The following is a 23,735-nucleotide window of genomic DNA, read 5'->3' on the forward strand; positions in this document are numbered from 1 at the left end:
TAAAGGGGTTTTTGCCTAATTCTTGCGTGATGGTTTGGAGCTGGTTGTATTTGTTGGTATCCAAAGAATAAGTGAGCAGACCTTCTGGGGAATTAGGGTTTTGAGTGGAATGCGTCATGTTTTGAAGGGACTTGGCGTTAGGCAAGTGAGAGATACCATTATTAATCGCTGTAGAGTCTTTATTCAGGGTATTAAGGGCTTCTTTAAAATTCAAAATGGTTTGAGACAAAGCCCTATCCTGATTGACCTGGTTGCCATAATAAGCGGTGTGTTGCTCTAAGGAATTGAGAGTTTCTTTCACAAACGCGCAGCCTGAACCATAAGTGTTGTCGTTAATCACACCAGCCGATCCTGCGGTGCATTCTTCTAGATCTTGTTGGATAGGCCCTTGAATGCTGTGGAAATTATTAGCAACTTGTTGGGCTAAATTCAAAATCTCTGCTTGAGCGTTAGCTCTATTGAGCATTTCTTGAGCGAATTGCTTATTTTTAGAAGTGTAGGGGTTGAAATTGTCTGGTTGCGTGATTTGGGTGTTTTCATTAGCGTTAAGCTGTTTGGTTTTTGCTAGGGCTGTTTGAGCGTTTTTAATCATTTCGTTAATAGCGTTAAAACTATCGCCAAAAATATCCATCACAGTCCCGGTCTTGCCGCCAAAACCCCATGCCCCACCGCCACCATTCACATGCGGGTTTTGGGTGGTAAGGACATTGATGATAGTAGCGGCTTGTTGCAAAAGGTTTTCAGCGTCATTGACACTGCTAATCTTTAGCTGGATTGGGATTGATGATCCGCCTGAATAATAATTGCCATTCCCATCGGGGTAAGTGTATTCTGTTGTAGGGTTTCTTGTGAAAGTTTGATTGATATTGACTACCATATTTTTAGAGCCATTCAAGGCAGGCATTCCGCCTCCTTGACTTTGGTTTAAAGCGGTTTGGATAGTTTGATAAGCGGTATTGAGAACCTGGTATTCGCTGCTAGATAGGATACCATTTGGCCCTACATTACTGGCTCCATTACAAGTGGTGGTGGTCGTTCCGCTACCGGTGTTGTAGCTGTAGTTTGGCGTGTTGTCAAACGATCGAACGCCCCCATTTTCTAAATGTTCTGGGCCAAGATTGGGGCCAGGGCCGCAACTAATACCAAAGGCTATGACTTGCCACATGCCCACAGCCGCATTGAGCGCTAAAGCCACAGCTTGATAGGCTGGGGAAGTGGTGGTGGCGCTAGTGAGATTAATGGCACTTGAGCTTAAATTGTCAATCGCACCCGTGATTGCACTCGGCGTGCTGGCTAGATTGACTAACGAATTTAAGTAATTGTATTGGTTTAAAAGGTTGCTCAAATTATCGTATTTGTCCGCAAGGTTTTGCAATGCTCCCGTGTTTTTCACTTTTTGAACCGCTTCACCGATCTGATAGCCCACGCTCATGTAAAATCCGTCATCTTCAGCCCTTGATAATGAGAGCATGAGAGAAAGAGAGAGTAAGAGAGATTTTTTCATGTTTTCTCCTTTTCTTAGATTTTTCTTCTTAAAAGAAGCTTATATTATAAGCGATGAATGGAATTTTAACTAATTTTAGCGCTAAATTTTAGAGATTTTGTTTTTTTTTTTTGTAAAAATTGGGAAAAATGGGGATTTTGACCCGGCTTTTAAGGCTTGAATCGCCCTTAAAAGAAAGGCTAGCTAGTCTTCTTTCAAGCTATAAGCGATAGGGATTTTTAGATGCACGGTTTCGTCTGGTTTAGGGAATAAATGCGCCGCGCTCTTAATGGCTTCTAAAGCCGCATGGTTTAAAATATCTGTCGTGTTGCTTTTGACGACTTTAATGTCTGTAACGCTCCCATCAGCATTGATTGTAAAGCTCACTAGCACTTCGCCCTCAATGCCCCTAATTTGCGCCATTTTAGGGTAGCGGTTTTTAGAAGAAATAGCGGTTTGGATCTTCATTAAAAATTCGTTGCTCACCCCTGGGTTATACGCTTGAGCTTCAGAAGTTGCACCCTCAGAGGTTTTGTTAGACTCTTCTTGCTTGTCTTTTTCTTTGACTATATCTTTAGTCGTTACTTGTTTAGGAGCGCTTTTTTCTTTAGCTTCCTCTTTAGCTTCTTCTTTTTTGGGTTCTTCTTTAGGCTCTTCTTTCTTAGGTTCTTCAACTTTAGGCTCAGGCTTAGGCTCGGGTTTTGGTTCAGGTTTGGGTTCAGGCTTAGGTTTTGGCTTGGGTTTGGGTTCAGGCTTAGGTTTTGGCTTGGGTTTGGGTTTAGGCTTAGGCTTAGGCTTTGTCTCTTTTTTGGGTTCTTCTTTCTTGGGTTTTTCTTTAGGCTCTTCTTTGGGTTTAGCGGATTCGGCATTCGTCTTCACTTTAGAATTGGTGTTAATGCTGGCTAAACTCATGGTAACCTTAGTGGTCCCAGCTTGCGCTAAAGGCTCTGGGGCGTCTTCGCGCAGTAAAAAATAGCCAAACCCTATAGCGTATAGGGCAAAAGAGATTAAAAAGCTAACACTCGTTGAAACTTTACTGAGCTTGCGTGGAGATGGAGAAATTTTCATGATTATGCTCTTTTAAAATATCCATAATGCTGATAAAAGTTTCAAAACGAGAGCTTTTGTCGCTTTTTAAGTCTATAAGGGTTTTAGGGTCTGTTTGCTTGACTACAGTGCTCAAAGCTTCTAAATTCGTCGGTTTGTCATCTACGAAAATATTGTCATGCTCATCTACGGAGATGACCACCACTTTTTGATCGTTTGGCTGGGATTTTTCCGCATTTTTAGCGTTAGGGAGACTGACTTTAATCTTACCTTGTGCGATAAAAGTAGAAACGCTTAGCACAATCGCTAGCAAAACGAGCATAATATCAATAAAAGGGACAACATTCAGCCCATCGCCTCTTCTGATGCTTTTCATTTTTTCATGATCCTAAATTTTTCGCTCAAAACATCGGATTTTCTCAACAAACTATTATAAGCGATCAAAGTGGGAATCGCCACAGCAAGCCCTAGAGCGGTCGCTTTTAAAGCCAAAGACAAACCTACCATGATCGTTTTAGCGTCCATCCCGCCACTCACGCCCATGTCATAGAAAATCACCATGATCCCTAAAACCGTCCCCAATAAGCCCACATAAGGCGCGTTAGAAAAAATCACATAGAGAATGGTTAGATTCTTGGTTAAATCCAAATTCAGGGCGTCTATATCATCATAAGCTTTCAAATCGACTTTAGAATAAAAAATAACCCTTTCAATCACAAACCACAAGGCTAAAAAACTGGCCACGCCAAGCACCGCAAAAACAAATATGTCCACATAATCTTTCAACATTCCCACTGAAAAACCGCCCATAAAAACTCCTTGTCTATGATAAAACAATTCCCTTAAGATTAAAGCAACATGCAACACAGCCATACCCTAAAGAGCATGCGCTCTTTAAGAAGCATTCGTTCGCATAAATGCTCGCATAAATGCTCCAAAATGATAAAAGAATGTTGGTTTGTTGATTATATTGTTTTAATAATAACAAGTCAATAATGATTAAGCTAATAATTACAATCAAATTCAAACGCTATAAATAGTGTCTTATGGCCAACCATTTAAATCCAGTTTGTATTACATTTGTATTATAATTGTTAATTTTAAATCAATTCAATCATACTAGCATGAGCGGTTTTTAACAGACTTATGCTAAAAAAGGATTTTTCTCAATGGACACACCCAATAAAGACGATTCAATCATCCGCTTTTCGGTTTCTTTGCAACAAAATTTATTAGACGAATTAGACAACCGCATCATTAAAAACGGCTATTCTTCTCGTTCAGAATTAGTGCGCGACATGATCAGAGAAAAATTAGTAGAAGACAATTGGGCAGAAGACAACCCTAATGATGAGAGCAAAATCGCCGTGCTTGTGGTGATTTATGATCACCACCAAAGGGAATTAAACCAGCGCATGATAGACATTCAGCATGCCAGCGGGACGCATGTTTTATGCACCACGCACATTCATATGGACGGGCATAATTGTTTAGAGACGATTATTTTACAAGGCAATTCGTTTGAAATCCAACGCTTGCAACTAGAAATCGGGGGGCTTAGGGGGGTTAAATTCGCTAAATTGACTAAGGCGTCTAGCTTTGAATACAATGAATAGCGTCTTAAAATACAAAGAATTAGCGCTCTATGGGGGGAGTTTTGATCCCTTGCACAAGGCTCATTTAGCCATTATTGATCAAACTTTAGAATTATTGCCATTCGCTCAGCTCATTGTCTTACCCGCTTATCAAAACCCTTTCAAAAAGCCGTGTTTTTTGGACGCAAAAACCCGTTTTAAGGAATTGGAAAGAGCTTTAAAGGGAATGCCTAGGGTGCTGTTGAGCGATTTTGAAATCAAGCAAGAAAGGGCCGTGCCTACGATAGAAAGCGTTCTTCATTTCCAAAAACTCTACCGCCCTAAAACGCTTTATTTAGTCATAGGAGCGGATTGTTTAAGGCATCTTTCTTCTTGGACTAACGCTAAAGAGCTTTTAAAAAGGGTGGAATTAGTGGTTTTTGAAAGGATTGGCTATGAAGAAATCCAATTTAAGGGGCGTTATTTCCCTTTAAAAGGCATTGACGCACCGATTTCTTCTAGCGCGATTAGGGCTAGTTTGGGGGTTTAAGCGTGTTTTTTAATGTGGCGATACGCCTCTTGAATGATAGCGAAGCGTTTGGCGTAAAGAACCTTTTTTTCTTTAAGATCGCATAAATCAGGGTGGTAGGTTTTAGCCAATTCTAAATAGCGCTTTTTGACTTCGCTGAAATTCTCATGCTTGATAAACCCTAGCGTTTTATAGCATTCTTTTAATTTGCGCTCAGCCATAGTGGTGTAGCTGTCCTTGCCAAAGCCATTAGGATAGATGAAATCTAAGCATGCGTTATGGACGATTCTATTTTCATTGAGCGTTACAATGAGTTCCCAAAAACGCTCTGAATCGCCTCTTATATGCAATTCATCTTGGGTTTCTAAAAACACATAGCCGCTAAATTTTTGGCGTAAAAACCGCTTGGCGATAGGGTGCTTGGTGATAAAAAGCGCATATTCTGCCCCAAAGGTTAAAACTTTCACTTCTATTTTTTCTAAAAGCGTGTTTTGAGCTATGATTTTGATGCGTATGGGCAAGCGGCTTTTTTGTAAAATCTCTTCTAATGAATATTGGCTAATATCTTTTTCATGCGTGCATTCAAGGGCATGATAGACCCAATTAAGCAAGTAGTTTTTTTTGAAGCATTCCGTGTCGTTTAAGATGAGCAACGATGAAGAGAGCATGTGGCACTGGCTGAAATGTTTTTTAGCGTAGTTTAAAACTTTTTTCAACAAAGGGTGGCTGTTAGGGAGCGCGATTTGCGTGAATCTGGCTAACAATTCAATTTTGGCCATTACCCTTATTTCTCCATGCGTTTTTAGGTGGTTTTAAAAAATATTAGGCGTATTTTAGCATGCCAATGGTTAAAAAGAGTAGTTATGAATGGTTTTTGCGCTAGACTACAAGCCACATACTAATGATGAAAGATATAAAAATGAAAATAGCGGTATTACTCAGTGGGGGGGTGGATAGCTCTTATAGCGCTTATAGCTTAAAAGAGCAAGGGCATGAATTGGTGGGGATTTATTTAAAACTCCATGCGAGTGAAAAAAAGCATGATTTATACATCAAAAACGCTCAAAAAGCGTGCGAGTTTTTAGGCATTCCTTTAGAGGTGTTGGATTTTCAAAAGGATTTTAAAAGCGCGGTTTATGATGAATTTATCAGCGCTTATGAAGAAGGGCAAACCCCAAACCCATGCGCGTTGTGCAACCCTTTAATGAAGTTTGGGCTAGCTTTAGATCACGCTTTAAAATTAGGGTGTGAAAAGATCGCTACCGGGCATTATGCGAGAATCAAAGAAATTGACAAGGTAAGCTATATTCAAGAGGCTTTGGATAAGACTAAAGATCAAAGCTATTTTTTATACGCTTTAGAGCATGAAGTTATCGCTAAATTGGTGTTCCCTTTAGGGGATTTGCTAAAAAAGGATATTAAGCCTTTAGCCTTGAGTGCGATGCCTTTTTTAGGCACTTTAGAGACTTATAAGGAATCTCAAGAAATCTGCTTTGTGGAAAAAAGCTACATTGACACTTTAAAAAAGCATGTTGAAGTGGAAAAAGAGGGCGTGGTGAAAAACTTACAAGGCGAAATCATTGGCACGCATAAGGGCTATATGCAATACACGATTGGCAAACGCAAAGGCTTTAGTATTAAAGGCGCGTTAGAGCCGCATTTTGTGGTGGGGATTGACGCTAAAAAGAACGAGCTAGTCGTGGGCAAAAAAGAAGATCTCGCCACGCATTCCCTTAAGGCTCAAAACAAGTCTTTAATGAAAGATTTTAAAAAGGGCGAATATTCTATCAAGGCTCGTTACAGGAGCGTGCCTGCTAAAGCGTTTGTGAGTTTAAAAGATGAGGTGATTGAAGTGGAGTTTAAAGAGCCTTTTTATGGCGTGGCTAAAGGGCAAGCCTTGGTCGTTTATAAAGATGACATCTTGCTTGGCGGAGGCGTGATTATTTAAGGCTTTTTGCACTCATAGCCTAGTTGATCGCTTTTTTAACTCACTCTTGCTTAAAATTTTTAAAGCTAGGGAATCCATGCGGATCTAGGCGGATATTTTTAATGGAAGCCTTTTTATCGCTCAAATCACCGCTCAAATTGAAGGGCTTTGGCGTTTTGGCATGCTGTTTGGCTAAAAGGGCTAAAACTTGGGCGTTTAACGCCATGGTTTCATTCAAAAACGCCATTTGCTTATTTAATTCGCTTAGAAATTCTATATTCAAGGTTTTTAAAGTATGCTCGTAATTGGCTAAGATTAAAGCATGCTTTTCTTTGTTGTTTTTAGCGTTTTTTAATTCTTTGTCCCGCTCTATGAGAGCGTTTTGGTAGCGTTGGTGCAATTCTTTAGCGCATGATTTGAGGTTTTCTTTATCGCATAAAAAATGCGTTTTTAAAGTTTCTAGGCGTTTTTCTAAGGGTAAAAAGGTTTTTAGAGCGTCTTCTTTAGCTTGGATTTGGCTTTGAAGCTTGTTTTTAAATTTTTTCAAACGCATGGCTTTATAGGCTTGAAAGTCATGGTTTATAAGAGCGTTGTATTCTAGGGTTTTGTTATGGGATTGTTGGTTATGGGCTTGGTTTTCTAAAACTTGATCACATAAGGCGTTTAAAGCGCTCATCAAATCCAATCGTGAGAGCAAATGGGCGAGTTTAGGCTCTTTGAGTAAGAAAAGGGCGTTGTTTTGCTCTTGGACTTCTAAAGCGTTTGAAGCCTCTTCTAAATTCTTAACACCGCTCAAATAAGGGCAATGTTCTTGCAAGAAAAGCGTTTGGGATTCTTCTATTAAGCGTTCTTGCTCCATGCCCTCTTTTAAGCGTTTTTCTAAAGCTTGTAATTTTTCTAATTCCAAAGCGCTTTGTTTCAATAGCGCATCAGTGTCCATAAGGCGGATTTGGCTGGCGTTAAAAAAACGCCTCTGGCTATTTAGGGTGCTGTTAGCCTTTTTGATTTCTTTAAGCTGATCTTGGTTGTTGGAAAGCACGCTTTGATAGATTCTTAAACTTTCATTGAGTTTATAAAGCATGTCTGAAAGCTGTTCGTTAGAGCGCGAGAGCTTGGCGTTAGTTTGAGAATCAAAAGTCATCATTATCTGTGCGTTTGAAAAGGTTAGAAAAAATAAGAAAAAGCAAAAAAATCTCATGGGGTTATCTTTATTACTATAGTTTCATCGTGTTATTTTATCTAAGTTTTGGCATGCGCTAAAACACGCAAACCCACCGCTTTTAAGATAAAATAAGCGTTTTGATGCCATTTTTGGAGCGATCGTGGAATTGAGTTATTATGAAATTTTAGAAGTGGAAAAACACAGCAACCAAGAGACCATTAAAAAGTCTTACAGAAAGCTGGCTTTAAAATACCACCCAGACAGAAACGCCGGCGATAAAGAAGCCGAAGAAAAGTTCAAACTTATCAATGAGGCCTATGGGGTGCTAGGCGATGAAAAGAAGCGGGCCTTATACGATAGGTATGGTAAAAAAGGCTTAAACCAAGCCGGTGCGAGCCAGAGCGATTTTTCTGATTTTTTTGAAGATTTAGGCTCGTTTTTTGAAGACGCTTTTGGGTTTGGCGCTAGGGGAGGTAAAAGGCAAAAAAGCTCTATCGCACCGGATTATTTGCAAACCATTGAATTGAGTTTTAAAGAAGCGGTTTTTGGCTGTAAAAAAACCATTAAAGCCCAATACCAGAGCGTCTGTGAAAGTTGCGATGGCACGGGCGCTAAAGACAAAGCCCTAGAGACTTGCAAGCAGTGTAATGGGCAGGGGCAGGTGTTTATGCGTCAAGGTTTTATGAGTTTTGCGCAAACTTGTGGGGCGTGTCAAGGCAAGGGCAAGATCATTAAAACCCCATGCCAAGCGTGTAAAGGTAAAACCTACATTCTTAAAGATGAAGAAATTGATGCGATAATCCCTGAGGGCATTGATGATCAAAACCGCATGGTGCTTAAAAATAAAGGCAATGAATACGAGAAGGGGAAAAGAGGGGATTTGTATTTAGAAGCGCGAGTCAAAGAAGATGAGCATTTCAAGCGCGAAGGCTGTGATTTGTTCATTGAAGCGCCGGTGTTTTTCACCACTATCGCTTTAGGGCATACGATTAAAGTACCATCTTTAAGAGGAGGCGAATTGGAATTAAAAATCCCTAGAAACGCCAAAGACAGGCAAACTTTTGCGTTTAGAAACGAGGGCGTGAAGCACCCCGAAAGCTCTTATAGGGGGAGTTTGATCGTGGTGTTGCAAGTGATTTATCCTAAAAGCTTGAATAAAGAGCAGCAAGGGTTATTGGAAAAATTGCATGCGAGTTTTGGCTATGAGGGCGAACCGCATAAAAGCGTTTTAGAAACCTGTATTTCTAAAATTAAAGACTGGTTTAAATAAAAGGTTGTTGATGCATGATTTTCTAAAAGCTTTCAAAGACGCTTTCCCTCATACCATTTCTATCTTTTTAGGGTATTTGCTTATGGGAATGACTTTTGGAATGCTTTTAGCCCAGCAAGGGTATGATTATAAAGTCGCTTTGTTCATGTCGTTATTCATCTATGCTGGGGCGGTGCAGTTTGTAGCGATCACGCTTTTAAGCGCGCAAGCGAGCTTGATGAATGTCGTTATTGTGAGCTTGTTGGTGAATGCGAGACAGACTTGTTATGCGCTTTCTATACTAGACAGATTTAAAAACACTAAATGGCGTTTGCCCTATTTAGCGCATGCGCTCACGGATGAAACCTTTGCTCTATTGAATTTATACGCTCCTAAAGAGGGGGTGAGTGAAAAAGACTTTATTTTTAGCATTTCCTTACTCAACCACTCTTATTGGATTTTTGGCTCGTTAGTGGGTTCGTTAGTGGGTTCGCATTTTTCTTTTGACACTCAAGGCATGGAATTTGTGATGACAGCGATTTTTATCGTGCTGTTTATGGAGCAATACAAACGCACCACGAATCATAAAAACGCATGGCTTGGGATTTTTATTGCGGTTGTTTGTTTAGCACTCTTTGGGACTGAATACTTTTTGCTCATCGCTTTGGTTTTAATGGTGCTCGCTCTCATTTTGTTTAGAAAGCAGTTAGAATGTTAATGCATTCTATACTCATTCTTTTGGTCATTATAATAACGACTTATTTCACACGCATTTGGCCTTTTATGGTGTTTAATGCTAAAAACCCGCCTAACGACTTTGTGCGTTATTTGGGTAGGGCTTTATCATGCTCAGTGATAGGCATGCTCGTGATCTATTGTTTTAAAGACATTCACATTTTAAAACCCCCTTATGGGGTCAATGAAATCACCGCTTTTTTATCCGTTATCCTTTTGCACCGCATTTTTAAAGTGTTTGTTTTAAGCATCACGCTCCCCACCATTCTTTATATGGTTTTAGTCCAAAGCCATGTATTAGAAAAGGCTTTTTTTAATATTCATGTTTCCTGATCCTAGCGTTCTTAATCACAAAATACGCCGTAGGGATAATAAAAAGCGTTAAAACAACGCTGCTTATCATGCCCCCTAGCATGGGCGCGGCAATGGATTTCATGATTTCAGAACCTGTGCCATGGCTATACATGATAGGAATGAGCGAAGCTAAAATGCTAAAAAAGGTCATCAGCTTGGGCCTTACCCTAAGCACCGCCCCATGCATGATAGCTTCTTTTAAGGCGGTAGTCGTTTGCTCTTTTAAAGGGGTTTTGATGAATTTTTGAAACGCATCCTCTAAATAAATAATCATCACAATAGCCGTTTCGCTCGCTACCCCTAAAAGGGCTAAAAAGCCCACTAACGCCGCCACGCTCATGTTAAATCCCATGAGATTCATAAAAATCAACCCCCCCAAAAACGCAAAAGGCAGAGTGAAAAAGCATAATAAGGAATTAGTGAGATTCTTTAAAGCAAAGACAATTAAAATAAAAATGATAAACACGCTCACCGGCACGATGTATTGTAAGGTTTTAAACGCTTCTTCTAAATACTGGCTTTCGCCGCTAAATTCATAATAATACCCACTGGGCAATTGGATTTTTTCTAGCGTTTTTTGAGCCAGTTGTCTGTAAGTGTCAGAGCTGATACCATTTTGCGGCACAATATAAATAAAATTCACGTTCAAGCCTTTTTCGCTCTTTAACACCGCCGGCGAGTTGTCGTAATACACATGGGCTAACTCCCTTAAGGGCATGTAATTGTAAGCGGTTTTGATGTAGAGGTTTTTTAATTTTTCAATGGTATCTCTTTCGGTGTCTTCTAAGCGTAAAGAAATAGGGTAGCTTTCTACGCCTTTAATCATGGTAGTGAGCGTGGCTCCGCCCAGAGCGAATTTAATCGCATCTAACACGGCGTTTTTATTGATGCCATAACGAGCCAGATTTTCATCGTTTAAATCCAGCGTGATGTAGTAGCCGTTATTGGATCGCTCGGCAAAGACGGATAAACTCTCTTTTAGGGTTTTGAGCTGTTGTTCCATAAGGATCGCTAATTCTTGCAATTTGTCCGTGTCATTACCATAGAGCTTGATGCCTAGGGGCGTTCTAATGCCGGTTAAGAGCATGTCCGTCCTCCCACGAATGGGGTAAGTCCATGAATTGGTCAGGCCTTTTAATTGCAGGGTTTTTTCCAATTTGTCCCTAACTTCTTTATAGCTGAGCTTTTCTTTCCACTCGTTTTGCGGCTTTAATTCAATGTAGGTTTCTATCATTCCTAAACCGGCAGAATCGGTGCTGGTGTTAGCACGCCCCACTTTACCAAAAACCTGTTTGACAAAATCCAATCGCTTGATAGCGCTATTACTTTTTTTCAAATATTCTAAAGCGGTGTCAATGCCCACGCCATTAAGCGTTACTGGCATATACATGATTACCCCTTCATTGATTTGGGGGATAAATTCCCAGTTGAGTTTTTTATACGCTACAACTAAGCCCCCTAAACCTAGGACGCTTGCTATTAAAAAAGCGTATCTGAACTTAAGCACAACATTCAAGCTCACGCCATAAATTTTCATGAAAAAAGCGTTAATCGGGTTTTTAGACTCTTCTAATATCCGCCCTTTAATGAGCCATACCATTAAAATAGGGACCATGGTGATAGAGAGCAACGCTCCTACTAGCATGGCAAAGGTTTTGGTGTAAGCTAAAGGGGCAAAAAGCTTTTCTTCTTGGCCGGTGAGCGCAAAAATTGGCAAGAAAGAAACCACGATAATCATTAAAGCAAAAAATATCGCGCCCCCCACATGCTTAACCCCTTGCATGATGGCATTAACCCTTTGAGTGTTGTCTTTCGTATCAATGCGCTGCAAATGCTTGTGAGCGTTCTCCACCATCACAATCACCGCATCCACCATCGCCCCTATAGCGATCGCAATACCCCCTAAACTCATGATACTCGCTTCAATATTGAAATAACGCATGAGCAAAAAACTGATACACACGCTTAAAGGCAGAGTGACAATCACCACTAAAGCGCTCCTGAAATGCAGTAAAAAAATCGCAATAATGACTAGCACAATAACGCTTTCTTCTATGAGCGTGTGGATCAAATTGTCAATGCCTTTTTCAATCAATTCGCTCCTGTCATACACGCTGGTGATTTTCACATCAGGGTTACTCGCTTGTAGGGTGGCGATTTTTTCTTTAATGGCTTTAAGCACCTTATAAGTGTCAGCGTGATAGCGCACCATAACAATCCCCCCCACCACTTCCTTATCGCCATTAAGGTTGGCAGCCCCTCGGCGTGGTTTTGGCACTAGCCTAACGCTCGCTATATCTTTAATCTTTAAAGGGATAGCCCCTTCTTTTTTAACCACAATTTCTTCTAAATCCTTCAAAGATTGGATATAGCCATGCGATCTTATAATTTTTTCAAACCCGTTTTCTAAAATAACGCCCCCACCGGTATCGTTGTTGGAATTTTTAATCGCGTTAGCGACTTGCTCTAAACTCAAGTTATAACGGATCAAAGAATCGTTTTGAAGCGTTACTTCATAATCCTTCACAAAGCCCCCCACGCTTGCGACCTCACTCACCCCATCAACCCCCAAAAGCGCATAGCGGTAATAGAAATCTTGCAAGACTTTCAAATCGCTTAAATTCTTGCTATCGCTAGATAAGGCGTATTGATACGCCCAGCCAATAGAAGTGGAATCGCTCCCTATTTCCACTTTAGCGTCCTTAGGCAAATTGCCCACTCGGTTTAATTGCTCTAAAACCCTATCCCTAGCCCAATACAAATTGACGCCGTCTTTAAAAATGATGTAAATCAAGCCGCTTTCATAGCTAGAAATCCCCCTAACCGTGTCAATGTTAGCGATGCTCATGAAAGTAGAAACTAGCGGGTAAGTAACCTGTTCTTGCACGATTTTAGGGCTTTGATTGGGGTAAGTGATCTGCACGACCACTTGAGCCGGGCTTAAATCTGGCAAAGCGTCTAAACGGACGCTTTTTATCGCCCACAAAGAGGCTAAAAAAATGAGTAGAGTGACTAAAGTGGTAAGGAGTTTGTTTTTAACGCTTAAATCAATGATCTTTTCTATCATTCAATAATCCCCATTGTTTTGAGCGTCAGCGTCTAGCACGAATAGAGCGTTATTAGCGACTTCTTCGCCCGCTTCTAAACCCTCTAAAATTTCATAACTCCCATCGCTCAAGCGGACGGCTTTAATTTCTAACGGGCTTAAGCCAAAATCATCTTTTTTAAACACGATAGCTTTCCCCCCCTTAATCAAAACCGCTTCTTTAGGCAAAATCTTCATTTTTTGTGGTTTTTGAAAGATTTCTACTTGAGCGAACATGTTAGGGTAATAAAGCAATTTAAGATTAGGCACATTGAAGCGCGCTTCTAGCATTTTATCTTGCGCATTTATGATGGGGTTGATGTTTTCAAGCGTGATTTCTTGCTTGCCCTTAATCCCTTCTACGAACAAGATCGCTTTATGCGTGTTTTTTAAAAACTCTAAATCCTCTTGATTGACTTTAACAAGCGCCCACAATCGGCTTAAATCTATGATCTGAAACAGCTCTTGCCCTTTTTTAAAAAAGCTCCCCTCATTGAGATCCGGGCTTTTTTTAAAGATAACGCCGTTGAAACGAGAGTAAATAGTGATTTCATTTTGAACCTTATGGCTGCTGATGATTTTTTCAATACTGGAATTTTCTAACCCTAATAGTTTTAATTTTTCTTTAATCGCTCCCACTTGCTGGTTGAATTTCAATGACGATAGCAATTCGCTTTGAACGCCCGCTAATTCAGGGGAATACACGCTCAATAGTTTATCGCCCTTTTTAATGGGGGTATAGGTTTTATTCGCATAAAGCTTTTCCACATAGCCATCAAAACGCAGGGTTTGAGAAAAAATCAGCGCTTCATTAGGCTGTAGGAGCGCGTAATAGCGCCGGCTTTGGGCGAATTCTTTTTCTATAACCTTAGTGGTGGAAATGTTAAAACGGGTTTGGTTTTTAGCTTCTTTAGTTTTTTTAGTCTCTTTGGTTTCTTGAGCGTTAGCGAATAAGAGGCTAAAAAATAAGGCTAACAATAAAAGCCGTTTCATTCTAATCCTTTGAGGTTTTGTAAGGACAAATAAGCGCTATTTAGAGCGCTTAAGGTTTCAAGCTGGGTGATTTGCATGGTGATTTTGTCATTCAAGGCGTTGTAATAAGCGTTGTAATCGCCATTAGTTTTCAAATCAAGCGCATAAATTTGCGCGATTTTTTCATTCTGTTTTACAATTTTATTGATCGCTTCTAGGTTTTTTTGCAAGGTTTCTAATTTTTTAAGGAGTTTTAGGGCCAGGTGGTGCGTTTTGTTTTTGGCGTTTTCCACTTCGCTTTTAAACACCAAGCTTTCTTTTTTCTTTTGCTCCACTAATTTAGCCTGCTTGCCATAAAGGGGTAAGGGGATAGACAAAGCGACGCTAAACATGTCGTAGTTATAGTATTGTTTGGAACGAAAATAATACACCCCGGTAACATTCACATCTTCTAAAAAGCTTTTTTTAGCCAAAGTGATGTCTTTTTGCGCTTTTTCTTCATCAAGCCTGGCGATCGCAATATCGTAATTAGTGGCGCTAATGTTATATAGCTCTTGCTCTTTATTAAATTCAAAATTTTTAGGGGCAATGCTTAAAATCTCATCTTCTTTAAAAACCAATTCACCCATGGAATAATGGCTGCTAGACAAGGCTTCTTCTAAATTGTTTTTTTTGATTTCTAATTGCGATTTTAAAATTTCTAATTTAGCGATTGCTATTAAATTAGGCGAACTAGAATGGTTGGCTTGATAAAGGGTGTTTTCTAAATTTTTAATCGCTGTGTTTAAAAGCTCTATTTCTTGTTGGTTTTTATAATTTTCAATGCCATTTATCATTAAATTAATCACCAATTGTTGCTTGGTTTTTTTAAGCTCTAATATCTTTTTTTGTTTTTCTAAATTGATCATTTTAGACTGCGTGAGTTTTTTACCATTTAAATCCACTTTTTGAGACAAACCCAAGCTCATGTTTTGCATTAAGGTGCTATCTAGCCTGAAAAAGTCGCTCACGTTAGCGTTGTTATAGCCTAAATACAAAATAGGGTTATCCCATTTGCTAACGACTTTTTCTTGAGAATTTAAAGCGTCAATTTGCTCTTGTAGGGCTTGTATTTTTTGATTTTTAGAAAGGTATTTAGCCACAAAAGATTGGATTTCTAAATCTTTAGCCAAACCCAAACTAAAAAGCAGTAAAAAAGCTGTTAGAAGGCGTATTGACACGCCCCCCTTATAGAATGCGCTTATAAAAGATAGCATGCGCTTATAAATCCAGGCTTGTTTTAGCGCGATAAACTTGGCCTTCTTTGGATTTAATATCCACCCTAACCTGCCATGTCCCGTTCATGGAAAGATTGGTTTTAGCTTCATAAAGGCCGTTTTTTTCACTCACTTGCGCCATTTCTTTCATCGCTGGCATGCCAGGCATTTCAGGCATCATAAACTGCACCCTAACGATAGCTTTTTCTAAAGCCTTACCTTTTAAAGTGGGGCTAAGCACAAAAGTGTTATCGCCTTTAATGGGGTTGCCCACGGATTTGATTTTCACTTCCAAATCATTAGCTTTTAGGGTTTGCTCCCATGCGTTCAAACTCATAACCCCCAACACGCTTACTAAAAATAAAGCGGCTAACTTTTTCATCGTTTTAACCTTTACATTAAGATAACAAGGAAGTCCTTGTTGCGAACGAATGATAACCCTCTTTTGTGTAAAAATTGTGGAAATGGTGTTTAAAAAATTAAGGTTTTAAGTAGAAGGTATAAGAGTTTATGCTATTTTTTCAAGGTTTTAAAATCAAATTTCAAAGGATTAGCATGCAATTTAGAATCGAACATGACACGATGGGCGAAATCAAAGTAGATGACAGCCAATACTGGGGGGCTCAAACGCAACGCAGTCTTGAAAACTTTAAGATCGGCACTGAAAAAATGCCTAAAGAACTCATTGGCGCGTTTGCCAAACTCAAAAGGAGTCTGGCGGTAGTCAATCACAAGTTAGGGAAATTAAGCTTGGAAAAATCGCAAGCCATTATCAAAGCGTGCGATTGCATTTTAAAAGGCGAGTTGTGCGGCGAATTCCCGTTGGCGATATGGCAAACAGGGAGCGGGACTCAAACAAACATGAATCTCAATGAAGTCATCGCCAATAAGGCTACCGAAATTTTAGGGGGTAATTTCAGGGAGAAAAAACTCATCCACCCTAACGATGATGTGAACATGTCTCAAAGCTCCAACGACACTTTCCCTACCGCAATGCACGTTGTGAGCGTGCTAGAAATCACGCATAAATTATTGCCCAGTTTAGAGAATCTGTTAAAAACCTTTAAAGACAAAAGCCAACAATTTAAAGAGATTGTCAAGATCGGGCGCACGCATTTACAAGACGCTACGCCTTTAACTTTGGGGCAAGAATTTAGCGGGTATGCGAGCATGCTAGAGCATTCTAAACAACAAATTTTAGAGAGTTTGGAGCATTTAAGGGAATTAGCCATAGGCGGGACGGCCGTAGGCACCGGGCTAAACGCTCATAAAGAATTGAGCGAAAAAGTGGCTGAAGAATTGAGCCAGTTTAGCGGCGTGAAATTCATCTCTGCGCCCAATAAATTCCACGCGCTCACTAGCCATGACGCTATCGCTTATGCGCATGGGGCTTTTAAGGCTTTAGCGGCGAATTTAATGAAAATCGCTAACGATATTAGATGGCTTGCGAGCGGGCCGCGCTGTGGTTTGGGCGAGCTTAATATCCCTGAAAACGAGCCGGGCAGTTCTATTATGCCCGGTAAAGTCAATCCCACGCAATGCGAAGCGATGACAATGGTGGCCGTGCAAGTGATGGGGAATGATACCGCTATTGGCATTGCGGCCAGTCAGGGTAATTTTGAATTGAATGTGTTTAAACCGGTGATTATTTATAATTTCTTGCAAAGTTTAAGGCTGTTGAGCGACAGCATGGAAAGTTTTAATACCCATTGCGCAAGCGGTATTGAGCCTAATAGAGAAAAAATTGATTATTACTTGCACCATTCTTTGATGCTAGTAACCGCCCTAAACCCGCATGTAGGCTATGAAAACGCCGCTAAAATCGCTAAAAACGCCCACAAAAAAGGCATTTCTCTAAAAGAAAGCGCGGTGGAATTGAAACTCTTGAGCGCTGAAGATTTTGACAAATTCGTGGTGCCTGAAAAGATGATCGGGCCTAAGGCTTGAAACCTTGGGCGGGCGTGCGAGATGAAACCTGAAGAAGCCACTCATAGCAAAGAGATTCGTAAGATTTTAAAAGAGGCGTTGCATGGCAATAAAGATTTGAATCTTGCTAACTGATGGGGCGTATTCTTTGACTATCCTCTCATCGCCAAGCGACAGAAAAAGCGTGAAAAACTTTGAAAAAGAATTAACAGAGTTTATTAAGAGGCTAAGAGAAAACAGGATAACGCATGGAGCGCATGAGTAGGGATTTTATACCGGTTGGGTTGCGTATAAATGACTCTAGGCATTGATGAAGCGGGGAGGGGGTGTTTGGCCGGTTCGCTTTTTGTGGCGGGGGTGGTGTGCGATGAAAAAACAGCCTTAGAATTTCTAAAAATGGGTCTTAAGGATAGCAAGAAGCTCAGCCCCAAAAAGCGCTTTCTCTTAGAAGATAAGATCAAAACGCATGGTGAGGTCAAGTTTTTCGTGGTTAAAAAAAGCGCAGAAGCAATTGATAGCTTAGGCTTAGGGGCGTGTTTGAAGCTCGCTATTCAAGAAATTGTAGAAAATGGTTGCCCTTTAGCTGATGAAATAAAAATAGACGGCAACACGGCGTTTGGCTTGAACAAACGCTACCCCCATATACAAACCATCATCAAAGGCGATGAAAAAGTTGCTCAAATCGCTATGGCGTCTGTTTTAGCGAAAGCCTTTAAGGACAGAGAAATGCGACAATTGCATGCTTTGTTTAAGGAATACGGCTGGGATAAGAATTGCGGGTATGGGACTAAACAACATATAGAAGCGATCATTAAGCTAGGGGCTACGCCTTTTCATCGGCATAGCTTCACGCTTAAAAACCGCATCTTAAATCCCAAACTCTTAGAGGTGGAACAACGCCTTATTTAAAAGGGTGCTGAGATGGGTAGCGCTCGTTAAAGAAAGGTCGATGCGTTTGGCTTTAAAGTAAGCGATTAAGTCTTCAGGCTGAATGAAAGGGAATTGCACCATGACATACACACGATGGTTGGTGGTATCCACGAACCTTTTAGCCAAAATGGATTTAGACGTTAAAAAATCAATAAGCCCGAATAAATGGCTGATAACATTATTTTTAACTTGAAGCGCTTTAACAATGCGATGGTGCATTTTAGTGATTAAAATGCTTTCTAACGAGCTGTAAGCGTTCATTCTAGCCCTTAAAAGAGCGATTTCTTCAGCGTTTTTTTCAGGGGGCAATTTGTCGTCATAGGGGATGTAATTGGCGTAAAAATCGTTCCTTTTACCAGAAATTGAAGCCGATCCGACATATTGATTGGGCGGGTTCTTTTCTTTAAAAAGATTGATTTCAAGCCAATCGGGATGGTTGATCGTGTCTTTTAAACTATGAGCATGCGCTGTTTGAGCGAAGAGGCCTAGGGATAACAAGGCACAGAAACTTAATTTTTTCAATGCGTTCATTATAGCTTCCTTTCTATAAAAAAAATATCCTACGCTTTTAGGGTAGGTGGGTATTTCTCAAAAAGGCGAAATACTGCGATAGCTTATAGTGTGTTAGCTTAAGAAAAAATAAAAAATATGCAATAATCACTTAAAAATGTTAGTAATAATATTAAATACATAAATACATAAATACATAAATACATAAATACATAAATACATAAATACATAAATACATAAATACATAAATACATAAATACATAAATACATAAATACATAATAACTATTATACCAAAATAGATTGAATATCCAAAGAAAAATCAATGAAATTAAGGTGTTTGTAGGGGGGATTATTGGCTGAAATGGGGGCGTTGATAGAAACCACCACGATATTTAAAAACCCATGCTCATGGCACCATAAAAGCTGCTTTTCTAAAAAATGGGGCGTGGGGAAAGCGTGGGCGATGAGGGCGAGCTTGTTTATAGAATGTTCGCGCAAGATAAAAATCCCGTTGTCATGGGAGTAAAGCTCATAATTTGGGAATTGCTTGTAAAGCTCTAAAAAAACCATGTTTTCAAAAACACTTAAAAGCGAGGGGCTAGGAGTCAGGCTATAAGGCAAGGCAAAATCGCACAAATACAATCTGGTTTTATGATTTTCAAAGCTAGGGACTAAAAAAAGGATGCGTTGTTTTTCTAGCGCATGTAAAAATTTATAAAGGGTGTCTTTAGAAGTTTTCAGCTCTTTTTTGAATTGCGTATAAAGATAAAAAGCGCTCACAAATTTAGACTGATGCGCGCAGATTTTAGCCATTAAGGGGGCGTAAGCTTGAAAGGCTAGTTTGATATTTTCTTGTTTTTTTAGGATTTTTTCTTGCTCGTTTTCTATAAAAAGCGAATCTAAAGCGTTGCCGTCTCTTAAAAAGCGGTTAAACAGGGTGTTTTTAGGGGTGTTGGGCTTGAAAAAGCTAGTGTATTCTTTAAAATCCAACCCTAACGCATAGCGCAAGCTAAAATTGGGCGCTGTTATGGGGCTTAAATAATTAGGGATAAGAATAATTTTGGGAAGCTTGGGCAGGCTGAAATCCAACCGCTCTATATTGTCTAAAATGAGCAAGTTCATTTTCTTTTCCAAATGCCATTTTAAAAGCCACGAGCTTAAGATATTTTTATTCAAACGCATGTCATTGTAATTGAGATACACAGGGTTTTTAAAATCCTTCGCTAGTTTGAGGGCGAAAGTGGTTTTACCGGATTTCATCGGCCCTAAAAGACAGATTTTATCGCCTGAAGGCGGGTTTGAAAGCGGGTTGTTTAAAGCCGGCTCTTTAGGGGTTTCAAAAGGCCCAAAAGGGTGCAAGCAAGAAAGGGGCATGAACTTCCTTATAAAGGGGATTGGATTAAGATAATCGTAGCGCATTTTTTTTATATTTCCTTATAAAAAGGAAGTAAAAATCCCTAAAAAGCCCTAAAAATAGCAAAAGTTATTGACTAAATGGCGCATTTTGAGTAGTATTTCAGTTTTTATTTTATTGTTTTATTCTGTTTTGAGTAACGAATGAAACGAGTTCTTTTAGGAGAGTTTATGGAAAAAATCAGGTTGAAGCTCAAAGCTTATGACCATAGAGTGTTGGATCGCTCTGTTGTGGCTATCGTGGAAGCTGTAAAGCGTTCAGGTTCTGAAATTAGAGGGCCTATCCCTTTACCGACTAAGAATAAGCGTTACACCGTTTTGCGCTCCCCGCATGTCAATAAGGATTCAAGAGAGCAGTTTGAGATTAGGGTTTATAGCCGGTTGATTGATATTATCTCGGCCACCCCAGAAACCGTGGATAGCTTGATGAAGTTGGACTTAGCGCCTGAAGTGGATGTAGAAGTAACTTCTATGGAAACGAAGTAGTCCTAACGCATTGAGATCATAAAATAAGGGTTAGATATGGAATTTTTAGTTCAAAAGATAGGCATGAGCCGCACGATTGATGCTAACAGCACGCCTGTAACCTTGCTTAAAGTCTTGCAAGCGAAAGTGTGCCAGCTAGAAAACGGGAAAGCTTTAGTGGCCTATGCGATGCATAAAAAACACAATAAGGCGATTGAAGGCCAGCAAAAGAAATACCAACTCAGCAAAGAGTTTAACCATTTCGCTACCTTAAAAGCTTCCCAACAACAAGAGTTGGGCGATTTGGATTTGAGCGCTTTAGAAACGCTTAAAAGGGTTAAAGCGAGCTTTAAAACGAAAGGAAGAGGCTTTGCGGGGGTGATGAAGCGTTGGAATTTCCAAGGCGGGCCTGCAGCGCATGGGAGCCGTTTCCACCGCCGCCCTGGTTCTATTGGTAACCGAGAATGGCCAGGAAGAGTGCAAAAGGGTAGGAAAATGGCAGGGCATTATGGCAATGAGCTAGTTACTTGCCAAAACGAGGTGCTCTCTTTTGATAAAGAAAGTATGGTGTTAGTGCTAAAGGGTTCAGTGGCCGGCTTTTCTGGGGCTTATGGACGCATTAGAGCGGTATAAAACCATACATTGAATATAATATAAAGGGTTTGATATGAGTAAGGCCATCGTTTTAGACAGCCATTTGAAAGAAAAGGGTAGCGTGGAGTTACCTAAAAGATATGAGGGTATCAACAGCCATAACCTCTATCTTTATGTGAAACATTATTTATCTTCTGCGCGCGCTAATACCGCTAAAAGTAAAAACCGCGCTGAAGTGAGCGGGGGCGGTAGGAAGCCTTGGGCGCAAAAAGGGGGCGGGAGAGCCAGAGCAGGGAGCATCACTTCGCCTGTGTTTGTGGGTGGGGGTGTCTCTCATGGGGCTACGAATAAGCGCAACTACAACCTTAAAATCAATAAAAAACAAAAACGCTTGGCTTTAGAATACGCTTTGGAAGAAAAAGCGCAAGCGAATAAGCTGTTTGTGGTGGAAAAAATCGCTATAAAAGGCGTGGTTGAAGACAATAAAAGAAAGCATTTGACTAAAGAAGCCAATCAAATGTTCCAGGCTTTAGAGCAACGAGACACTTTGTTTGTGTGCATGAACATGGACGAATACACCGAGTTAGCTTTTAGTAACCTTAAAAAATGCCTTGTTATTGATGTGAGCGAGTTAAACGCTTATCTTTTAGCGGCGTTTAGCTCTGTGGTGATGGAAGAAGCGGCGTTTCAGCATGCGGTGCAAGATAAGACAGAGGAGTAAAAAATGGCAGACATCATGGATATAAAGTCAATTCTTTACACTGAAAAGTCATTAGGATTGCAAGAAAAAGGTGTTTTAGTGGTTCAGACGGCTCAAAATGTAACCAAAAACCAGCTCAAAGAAGTGTTTAAAACTTACTTTGGCTTTGAGCCTTTGAAAATCAATTCTTTGAAACAAGAAGGTAAGGTGAAACGCTTTAGAGGGAAGCTTGGACAAAGAAAGTCGTTTAAGAAATTTTATGTGAAAGTTCCAGAGGGCGCTAGCATTGCCGCCCTTGGCGCGTAGAAAGGAGAAAGCGTTATGGCGATTAAAACTTATAAGCCCTACACCCCAAGCAGACGCTTCATGTCGGTGTTGGACTCTAAAGACATTACCGCAAAAAGCAGTGTCAAAGGCTTACTCACTAAGCTTAAAGCGACAGCAGGGAGGAACAATAACGGGCGAATCACTAGCCGCCACAAAGAGAGAGGGGCTAAAAAACTCTATCGCATTATTGATTTCAAGCGCAACAAATACAACATTGAAGGGAAAGTGGCTGCGATTGAGTATGATCCTTACAGAAACGCGCGCATCGCTCTTGTAGTCTATCCTGATGGGGACAAACGCTATATTTTACAGCCAAGCGGTTTGAAAGTGGGCGATAGCGTTATCGCTGCTGAAGGCGGTTTGGATATTAAAGTGGGCTTTGCGATGAAGTTAAAAAATATCCCCATAGGAACAGTGGTACATAATATTGAAATGCATCCAGGGGCTGGCGGGCAATTAGCCAGAAGTGCAGGAATGAGCGCTCAAATCATGGGTAGAGAAAATAAATACACCATTCTTAGGATGCCAAGCTCTGAAATGCGCTACATTTTAAGCGAATGCATGGCAAGCATTGGCGTGGTAGGGAATGAGGATTTTATCAATGTCTCTATCGGTAAGGCAGGGCGTAACCGCCACAGAGGGATCCGCCCACAAACTCGTGGGAGCGCGATGAACCCCGTGGATCACCCGCATGGTGGGGGCGAGGGTAAAACAGGGACAAGCGGTCATCCTGTATCGCCTTGGGGTACTCCAGCTAAGGGCTATAAAACTAGAAAGAAAAAAGCTAGCGACAAGCTCATCATTTCCAGAAAGAAACATAAATAAAGGTTAAAGAATGTCTAGGTCAATTAAAAAGGGTCCTTTTATAGACGACCACTTGATGAAAAAAACGCTCAAGGCAAAAGAGGGTAAGGATAACCGCCCGATTAAAACATGGTCTAGAAGAAGCACCATTTTGCCTGAAATGATTGGTTTTACTTATAATGTGCATAATGGCAGGGTTTTTGTCCCTGTGTATATCACAGAAAACCATGTGGGTTATAAGTTAGGGGAATTCGCTCCTACAAGAACTTTTAAAGGGCACAAAGGCAGTGTCCAAAAAAAGATTGGCAAGTAAGGGGGTAGAATGAGTAAAGCGTTATTAAGATTTGTGCGGTTATCTCCTACTAAAGCCAGATTGATTGCAAGACAGATCCAAGGCATGAACGCTGAATTAGCGATCGCTAGTTTGGAATTTACGCCCAATAAAGCGGCTAGAGTGCTTTCAAAAGTGGTGGCTTCTGCGGTCGCTAACGGCTCATTAGACGCCAAGAGTGCTCTGATTGTTTCTTGCAGAGTGGATGCTGGCCCTGTGCTTAGGCGTTCCATTCCAAGGGCTAAAGGCAGAGCCACAGCCATTAGAAAGCCAACATCTCATGTATTCGTAGAAGTAGCAGAAGGGAAAGAAATGAAATCTTCTAAAAGCCATAAAAAAAATCAAGCAGAAGGTAAGTAGG

Annotated in this window: 27 protein-coding genes and 1 pseudogene; 16 read left to right on the plus strand and 12 right to left on the minus strand. The window is 40.4% G+C overall.

What is annotated here, in order from left to right:
• From H7N69_RS05700 to exbB, 4 genes are all read right to left on the minus strand, one after another.
• A partial coding sequence (locus H7N69_RS05700; protein ID WP_187885079.1) for a SabA family sialic acid-binding adhesin occupies positions 1 to 1,504 on the minus strand: 1,504 nt, incomplete at its 3' end.
• A gap of 183 nt (positions 1,505 to 1,687) precedes the next feature.
• Positions 1,688 to 2,551, minus strand: coding sequence for an energy transducer TonB family protein (locus H7N69_RS05705; RefSeq protein WP_187885080.1), 864 nt, complete (start codon positions 2,549 to 2,551; stop codon positions 1,688 to 1,690).
• Positions 2,517 to 2,906 (minus strand): TonB system transport protein ExbD, encoded by a 390-nt coding sequence (gene exbD / locus H7N69_RS05710; protein ID WP_100957000.1) that lies wholly within the window; start codon positions 2,904 to 2,906, stop codon positions 2,517 to 2,519. The genes H7N69_RS05705 and exbD overlap by 35 nt, the downstream gene beginning before the upstream one ends.
• On the minus strand, positions 2,903 to 3,340 hold the full coding sequence (exbB, locus tag H7N69_RS05715; protein WP_000508569.1) for a TonB-system energizer ExbB: 438 nt from the start codon (positions 3,338 to 3,340) through the stop codon (positions 2,903 to 2,905). Before exbB ends, exbD begins: the two co-directional genes overlap by 4 nt.
• A gap of 359 nt (positions 3,341 to 3,699) precedes the next feature.
• On the opposite strand from exbB, the gene nikR reads away from it, so the two are divergent.
• Both nikR and nadD read left to right on the plus strand, forming a co-directional pair.
• Positions 3,700 to 4,146 carry a nickel-responsive transcriptional regulator NikR gene (gene nikR / locus H7N69_RS05720; RefSeq protein WP_000380791.1) on the plus strand — a complete coding sequence of 149 codons (447 nt, stop codon included), beginning with the start codon at positions 3,700 to 3,702 and terminating at the stop codon, positions 4,144 to 4,146.
• Positions 4,139 to 4,654, plus strand: coding sequence for a nicotinate (nicotinamide) nucleotide adenylyltransferase (nadD, locus tag H7N69_RS05725; protein ID WP_187885081.1), 516 nt, complete (start codon positions 4,139 to 4,141; stop codon positions 4,652 to 4,654). The genes nikR and nadD overlap by 8 nt, the downstream gene beginning before the upstream one ends.
• Here nadD and H7N69_RS05730 read toward each other — a convergent pair.
• Positions 4,651 to 5,412, minus strand: a complete 762-nt coding sequence (locus H7N69_RS05730; RefSeq protein ID WP_187885082.1) for a J domain-containing protein — start codon at positions 5,410 to 5,412, stop codon at positions 4,651 to 4,653. The two genes, nadD and H7N69_RS05730, sit on opposite strands and share 4 nt — an antisense overlap.
• A gap of 140 nt (positions 5,413 to 5,552) precedes the next feature.
• On the opposite strand from H7N69_RS05730, the gene mnmA reads away from it, so the two are divergent.
• Entirely contained in the window at positions 5,553 to 6,581 is a 1,029-nt protein-coding gene (gene mnmA / locus H7N69_RS05735; RefSeq protein WP_187885083.1) for a tRNA 2-thiouridine(34) synthase MnmA, read from the plus strand.
• Positions 6,582 to 6,621: 40 nt separating this feature from the next.
• Here the strand turns inward: mnmA and H7N69_RS05740 are convergent, their stop codons facing one another.
• Positions 6,622 to 7,758 (minus strand): hypothetical protein, encoded by a 1,137-nt coding sequence (locus tag H7N69_RS05740; RefSeq protein ID WP_187885084.1) that lies wholly within the window; start codon positions 7,756 to 7,758, stop codon positions 6,622 to 6,624.
• 124 nt (positions 7,759 to 7,882) lie between these two features.
• Between H7N69_RS05740 and dnaJ the strand changes: the two genes are divergently transcribed.
• Genes dnaJ through H7N69_RS05755 form a run of 3 tightly spaced genes read left to right on the plus strand, consistent with a single transcriptional unit; the run spans position 7,883 to position 10,039 of the window.
• Positions 7,883 to 8,992 (plus strand): molecular chaperone DnaJ, encoded by a 1,110-nt coding sequence (dnaJ, locus tag H7N69_RS05745; RefSeq protein ID WP_187885085.1) that lies wholly within the window; start codon positions 7,883 to 7,885, stop codon positions 8,990 to 8,992.
• 10 nt (positions 8,993 to 9,002) lie between these two features.
• Positions 9,003 to 9,689 (plus strand): azaleucine resistance protein AzlC, encoded by a 687-nt coding sequence (gene azlC, locus H7N69_RS05750; protein ID WP_187885086.1) that lies wholly within the window; start codon positions 9,003 to 9,005, stop codon positions 9,687 to 9,689.
• Positions 9,683 to 10,039 carry a branched-chain amino acid transporter permease gene (locus tag H7N69_RS05755; RefSeq protein ID WP_140616394.1) on the plus strand — a complete coding sequence of 119 codons (357 nt, stop codon included), beginning with the start codon at positions 9,683 to 9,685 and terminating at the stop codon, positions 10,037 to 10,039. Before azlC ends, H7N69_RS05755 begins: the two co-directional genes overlap by 7 nt.
• On the opposite strand, the gene H7N69_RS05760 is transcribed toward H7N69_RS05755, so the two are convergent.
• The 4 genes from H7N69_RS05760 to crdA are packed head-to-tail and all read right to left on the minus strand — an operon-like array spanning position 10,020 to position 15,755.
• Positions 10,020 to 13,127 (minus strand): efflux RND transporter permease subunit, encoded by a 3,108-nt coding sequence (locus H7N69_RS05760; protein WP_187885087.1) that lies wholly within the window; start codon positions 13,125 to 13,127, stop codon positions 10,020 to 10,022. The two genes, H7N69_RS05755 and H7N69_RS05760, sit on opposite strands and share 20 nt — an antisense overlap.
• Positions 13,128 to 14,138 (minus strand): efflux RND transporter periplasmic adaptor subunit, encoded by a 1,011-nt coding sequence (locus tag H7N69_RS05765; RefSeq protein ID WP_187885088.1) that lies wholly within the window; start codon positions 14,136 to 14,138, stop codon positions 13,128 to 13,130.
• A complete protein-coding gene (gene crdB, locus H7N69_RS05770; RefSeq protein WP_187885089.1) occupies positions 14,135 to 15,373 on the minus strand; it encodes a copper resistance outer membrane protein CrdB in 1,239 nt (412 codons plus the stop codon). Before crdB ends, H7N69_RS05765 begins: the two co-directional genes overlap by 4 nt.
• A 4-nt stretch (positions 15,374 to 15,377) precedes the next feature.
• Positions 15,378 to 15,755, minus strand: coding sequence for a copper resistance determinant CrdA (gene crdA, locus H7N69_RS05775; protein ID WP_000731627.1), 378 nt, complete (start codon positions 15,753 to 15,755; stop codon positions 15,378 to 15,380).
• Between the two features lie 173 nt (positions 15,756 to 15,928).
• On the opposite strand from crdA, the gene fumC reads away from it, so the two are divergent.
• The 3 genes and pseudogenes from fumC to H7N69_RS05790 all read left to right on the plus strand — a co-directional run bounded on the left by fumC (position 15,929) and on the right by H7N69_RS05790 (position 18,208).
• Complete coding sequence (gene fumC, locus H7N69_RS05780) at positions 15,929 to 17,320, plus strand: class II fumarate hydratase (protein WP_140606555.1); 1,392 nt, start codon at positions 15,929 to 15,931, stop codon at positions 17,318 to 17,320.
• 21 nt (positions 17,321 to 17,341) lie between these two features.
• Positions 17,342 to 17,564, plus strand: a pseudogene (locus H7N69_RS05785) (hypothetical protein).
• A 29-nt stretch (positions 17,565 to 17,593) separates the two neighbouring features.
• Positions 17,594 to 18,208, plus strand: a complete 615-nt coding sequence (locus H7N69_RS05790; protein WP_187885090.1) for a ribonuclease HII — start codon at positions 17,594 to 17,596, stop codon at positions 18,206 to 18,208.
• Here H7N69_RS05790 and H7N69_RS05795 read toward each other — a convergent pair.
• Both H7N69_RS05795 and H7N69_RS05800 read right to left on the minus strand, forming a co-directional pair.
• A complete protein-coding gene (locus H7N69_RS05795) occupies positions 18,182 to 18,760 on the minus strand; it encodes a hypothetical protein (protein WP_187885091.1) in 579 nt (192 codons plus the stop codon). The two genes, H7N69_RS05790 and H7N69_RS05795, sit on opposite strands and share 27 nt — an antisense overlap.
• A gap of 265 nt (positions 18,761 to 19,025) precedes the next feature.
• Complete coding sequence (locus H7N69_RS05800; RefSeq protein WP_187885092.1) at positions 19,026 to 20,114, minus strand: ATP-binding protein; 1,089 nt, start codon at positions 20,112 to 20,114, stop codon at positions 19,026 to 19,028.
• Positions 20,115 to 20,324: 210 nt separating this feature from the next.
• On the opposite strand from H7N69_RS05800, the gene rpsJ reads away from it, so the two are divergent.
• Genes rpsJ through rplV form a run of 7 tightly spaced genes read left to right on the plus strand, consistent with a single transcriptional unit; the run spans position 20,325 to position 23,734 of the window.
• Positions 20,325 to 20,639 carry a 30S ribosomal protein S10 gene (rpsJ, locus tag H7N69_RS05805; protein ID WP_000411561.1) on the plus strand — a complete coding sequence of 105 codons (315 nt, stop codon included), beginning with the start codon at positions 20,325 to 20,327 and terminating at the stop codon, positions 20,637 to 20,639.
• Positions 20,640 to 20,675: 36 nt separating this feature from the next.
• A complete protein-coding gene (gene rplC / locus H7N69_RS05810; RefSeq protein WP_000395323.1) occupies positions 20,676 to 21,251 on the plus strand; it encodes a 50S ribosomal protein L3 in 576 nt (191 codons plus the stop codon).
• Between the two features lie 34 nt (positions 21,252 to 21,285).
• The gene (gene rplD / locus H7N69_RS05815; protein ID WP_000030144.1) at positions 21,286 to 21,933 is read left to right on the plus strand and encodes a 50S ribosomal protein L4; all 648 of its coding nucleotides are present in this window, start codon (positions 21,286 to 21,288) and stop codon (positions 21,931 to 21,933) included.
• Between the two features lie 3 nt (positions 21,934 to 21,936).
• Positions 21,937 to 22,218 (plus strand): 50S ribosomal protein L23, encoded by a 282-nt coding sequence (locus tag H7N69_RS05820; RefSeq protein WP_000763613.1) that lies wholly within the window; start codon positions 21,937 to 21,939, stop codon positions 22,216 to 22,218.
• A gap of 15 nt (positions 22,219 to 22,233) precedes the next feature.
• Entirely contained in the window at positions 22,234 to 23,064 is an 831-nt protein-coding gene (gene rplB, locus H7N69_RS05825) for a 50S ribosomal protein L2 (protein ID WP_000985809.1), read from the plus strand.
• Between the two features lie 10 nt (positions 23,065 to 23,074).
• Entirely contained in the window at positions 23,075 to 23,356 is a 282-nt protein-coding gene (rpsS, locus tag H7N69_RS05830) for a 30S ribosomal protein S19 (RefSeq protein WP_000091385.1), read from the plus strand.
• 9 nt (positions 23,357 to 23,365) lie between these two features.
• On the plus strand, positions 23,366 to 23,734 hold the full coding sequence (gene rplV, locus H7N69_RS05835) for a 50S ribosomal protein L22 (RefSeq protein WP_000030375.1): 369 nt from the start codon (positions 23,366 to 23,368) through the stop codon (positions 23,732 to 23,734).
• Position 23,735: the final 1 nt, after the last annotated feature.

This window comes from Helicobacter pylori (assembly GCF_014497725.1).
Lineage (GTDB): Bacteria > Campylobacterota > Campylobacteria > Campylobacterales > Helicobacteraceae > Helicobacter > Helicobacter pylori_DE.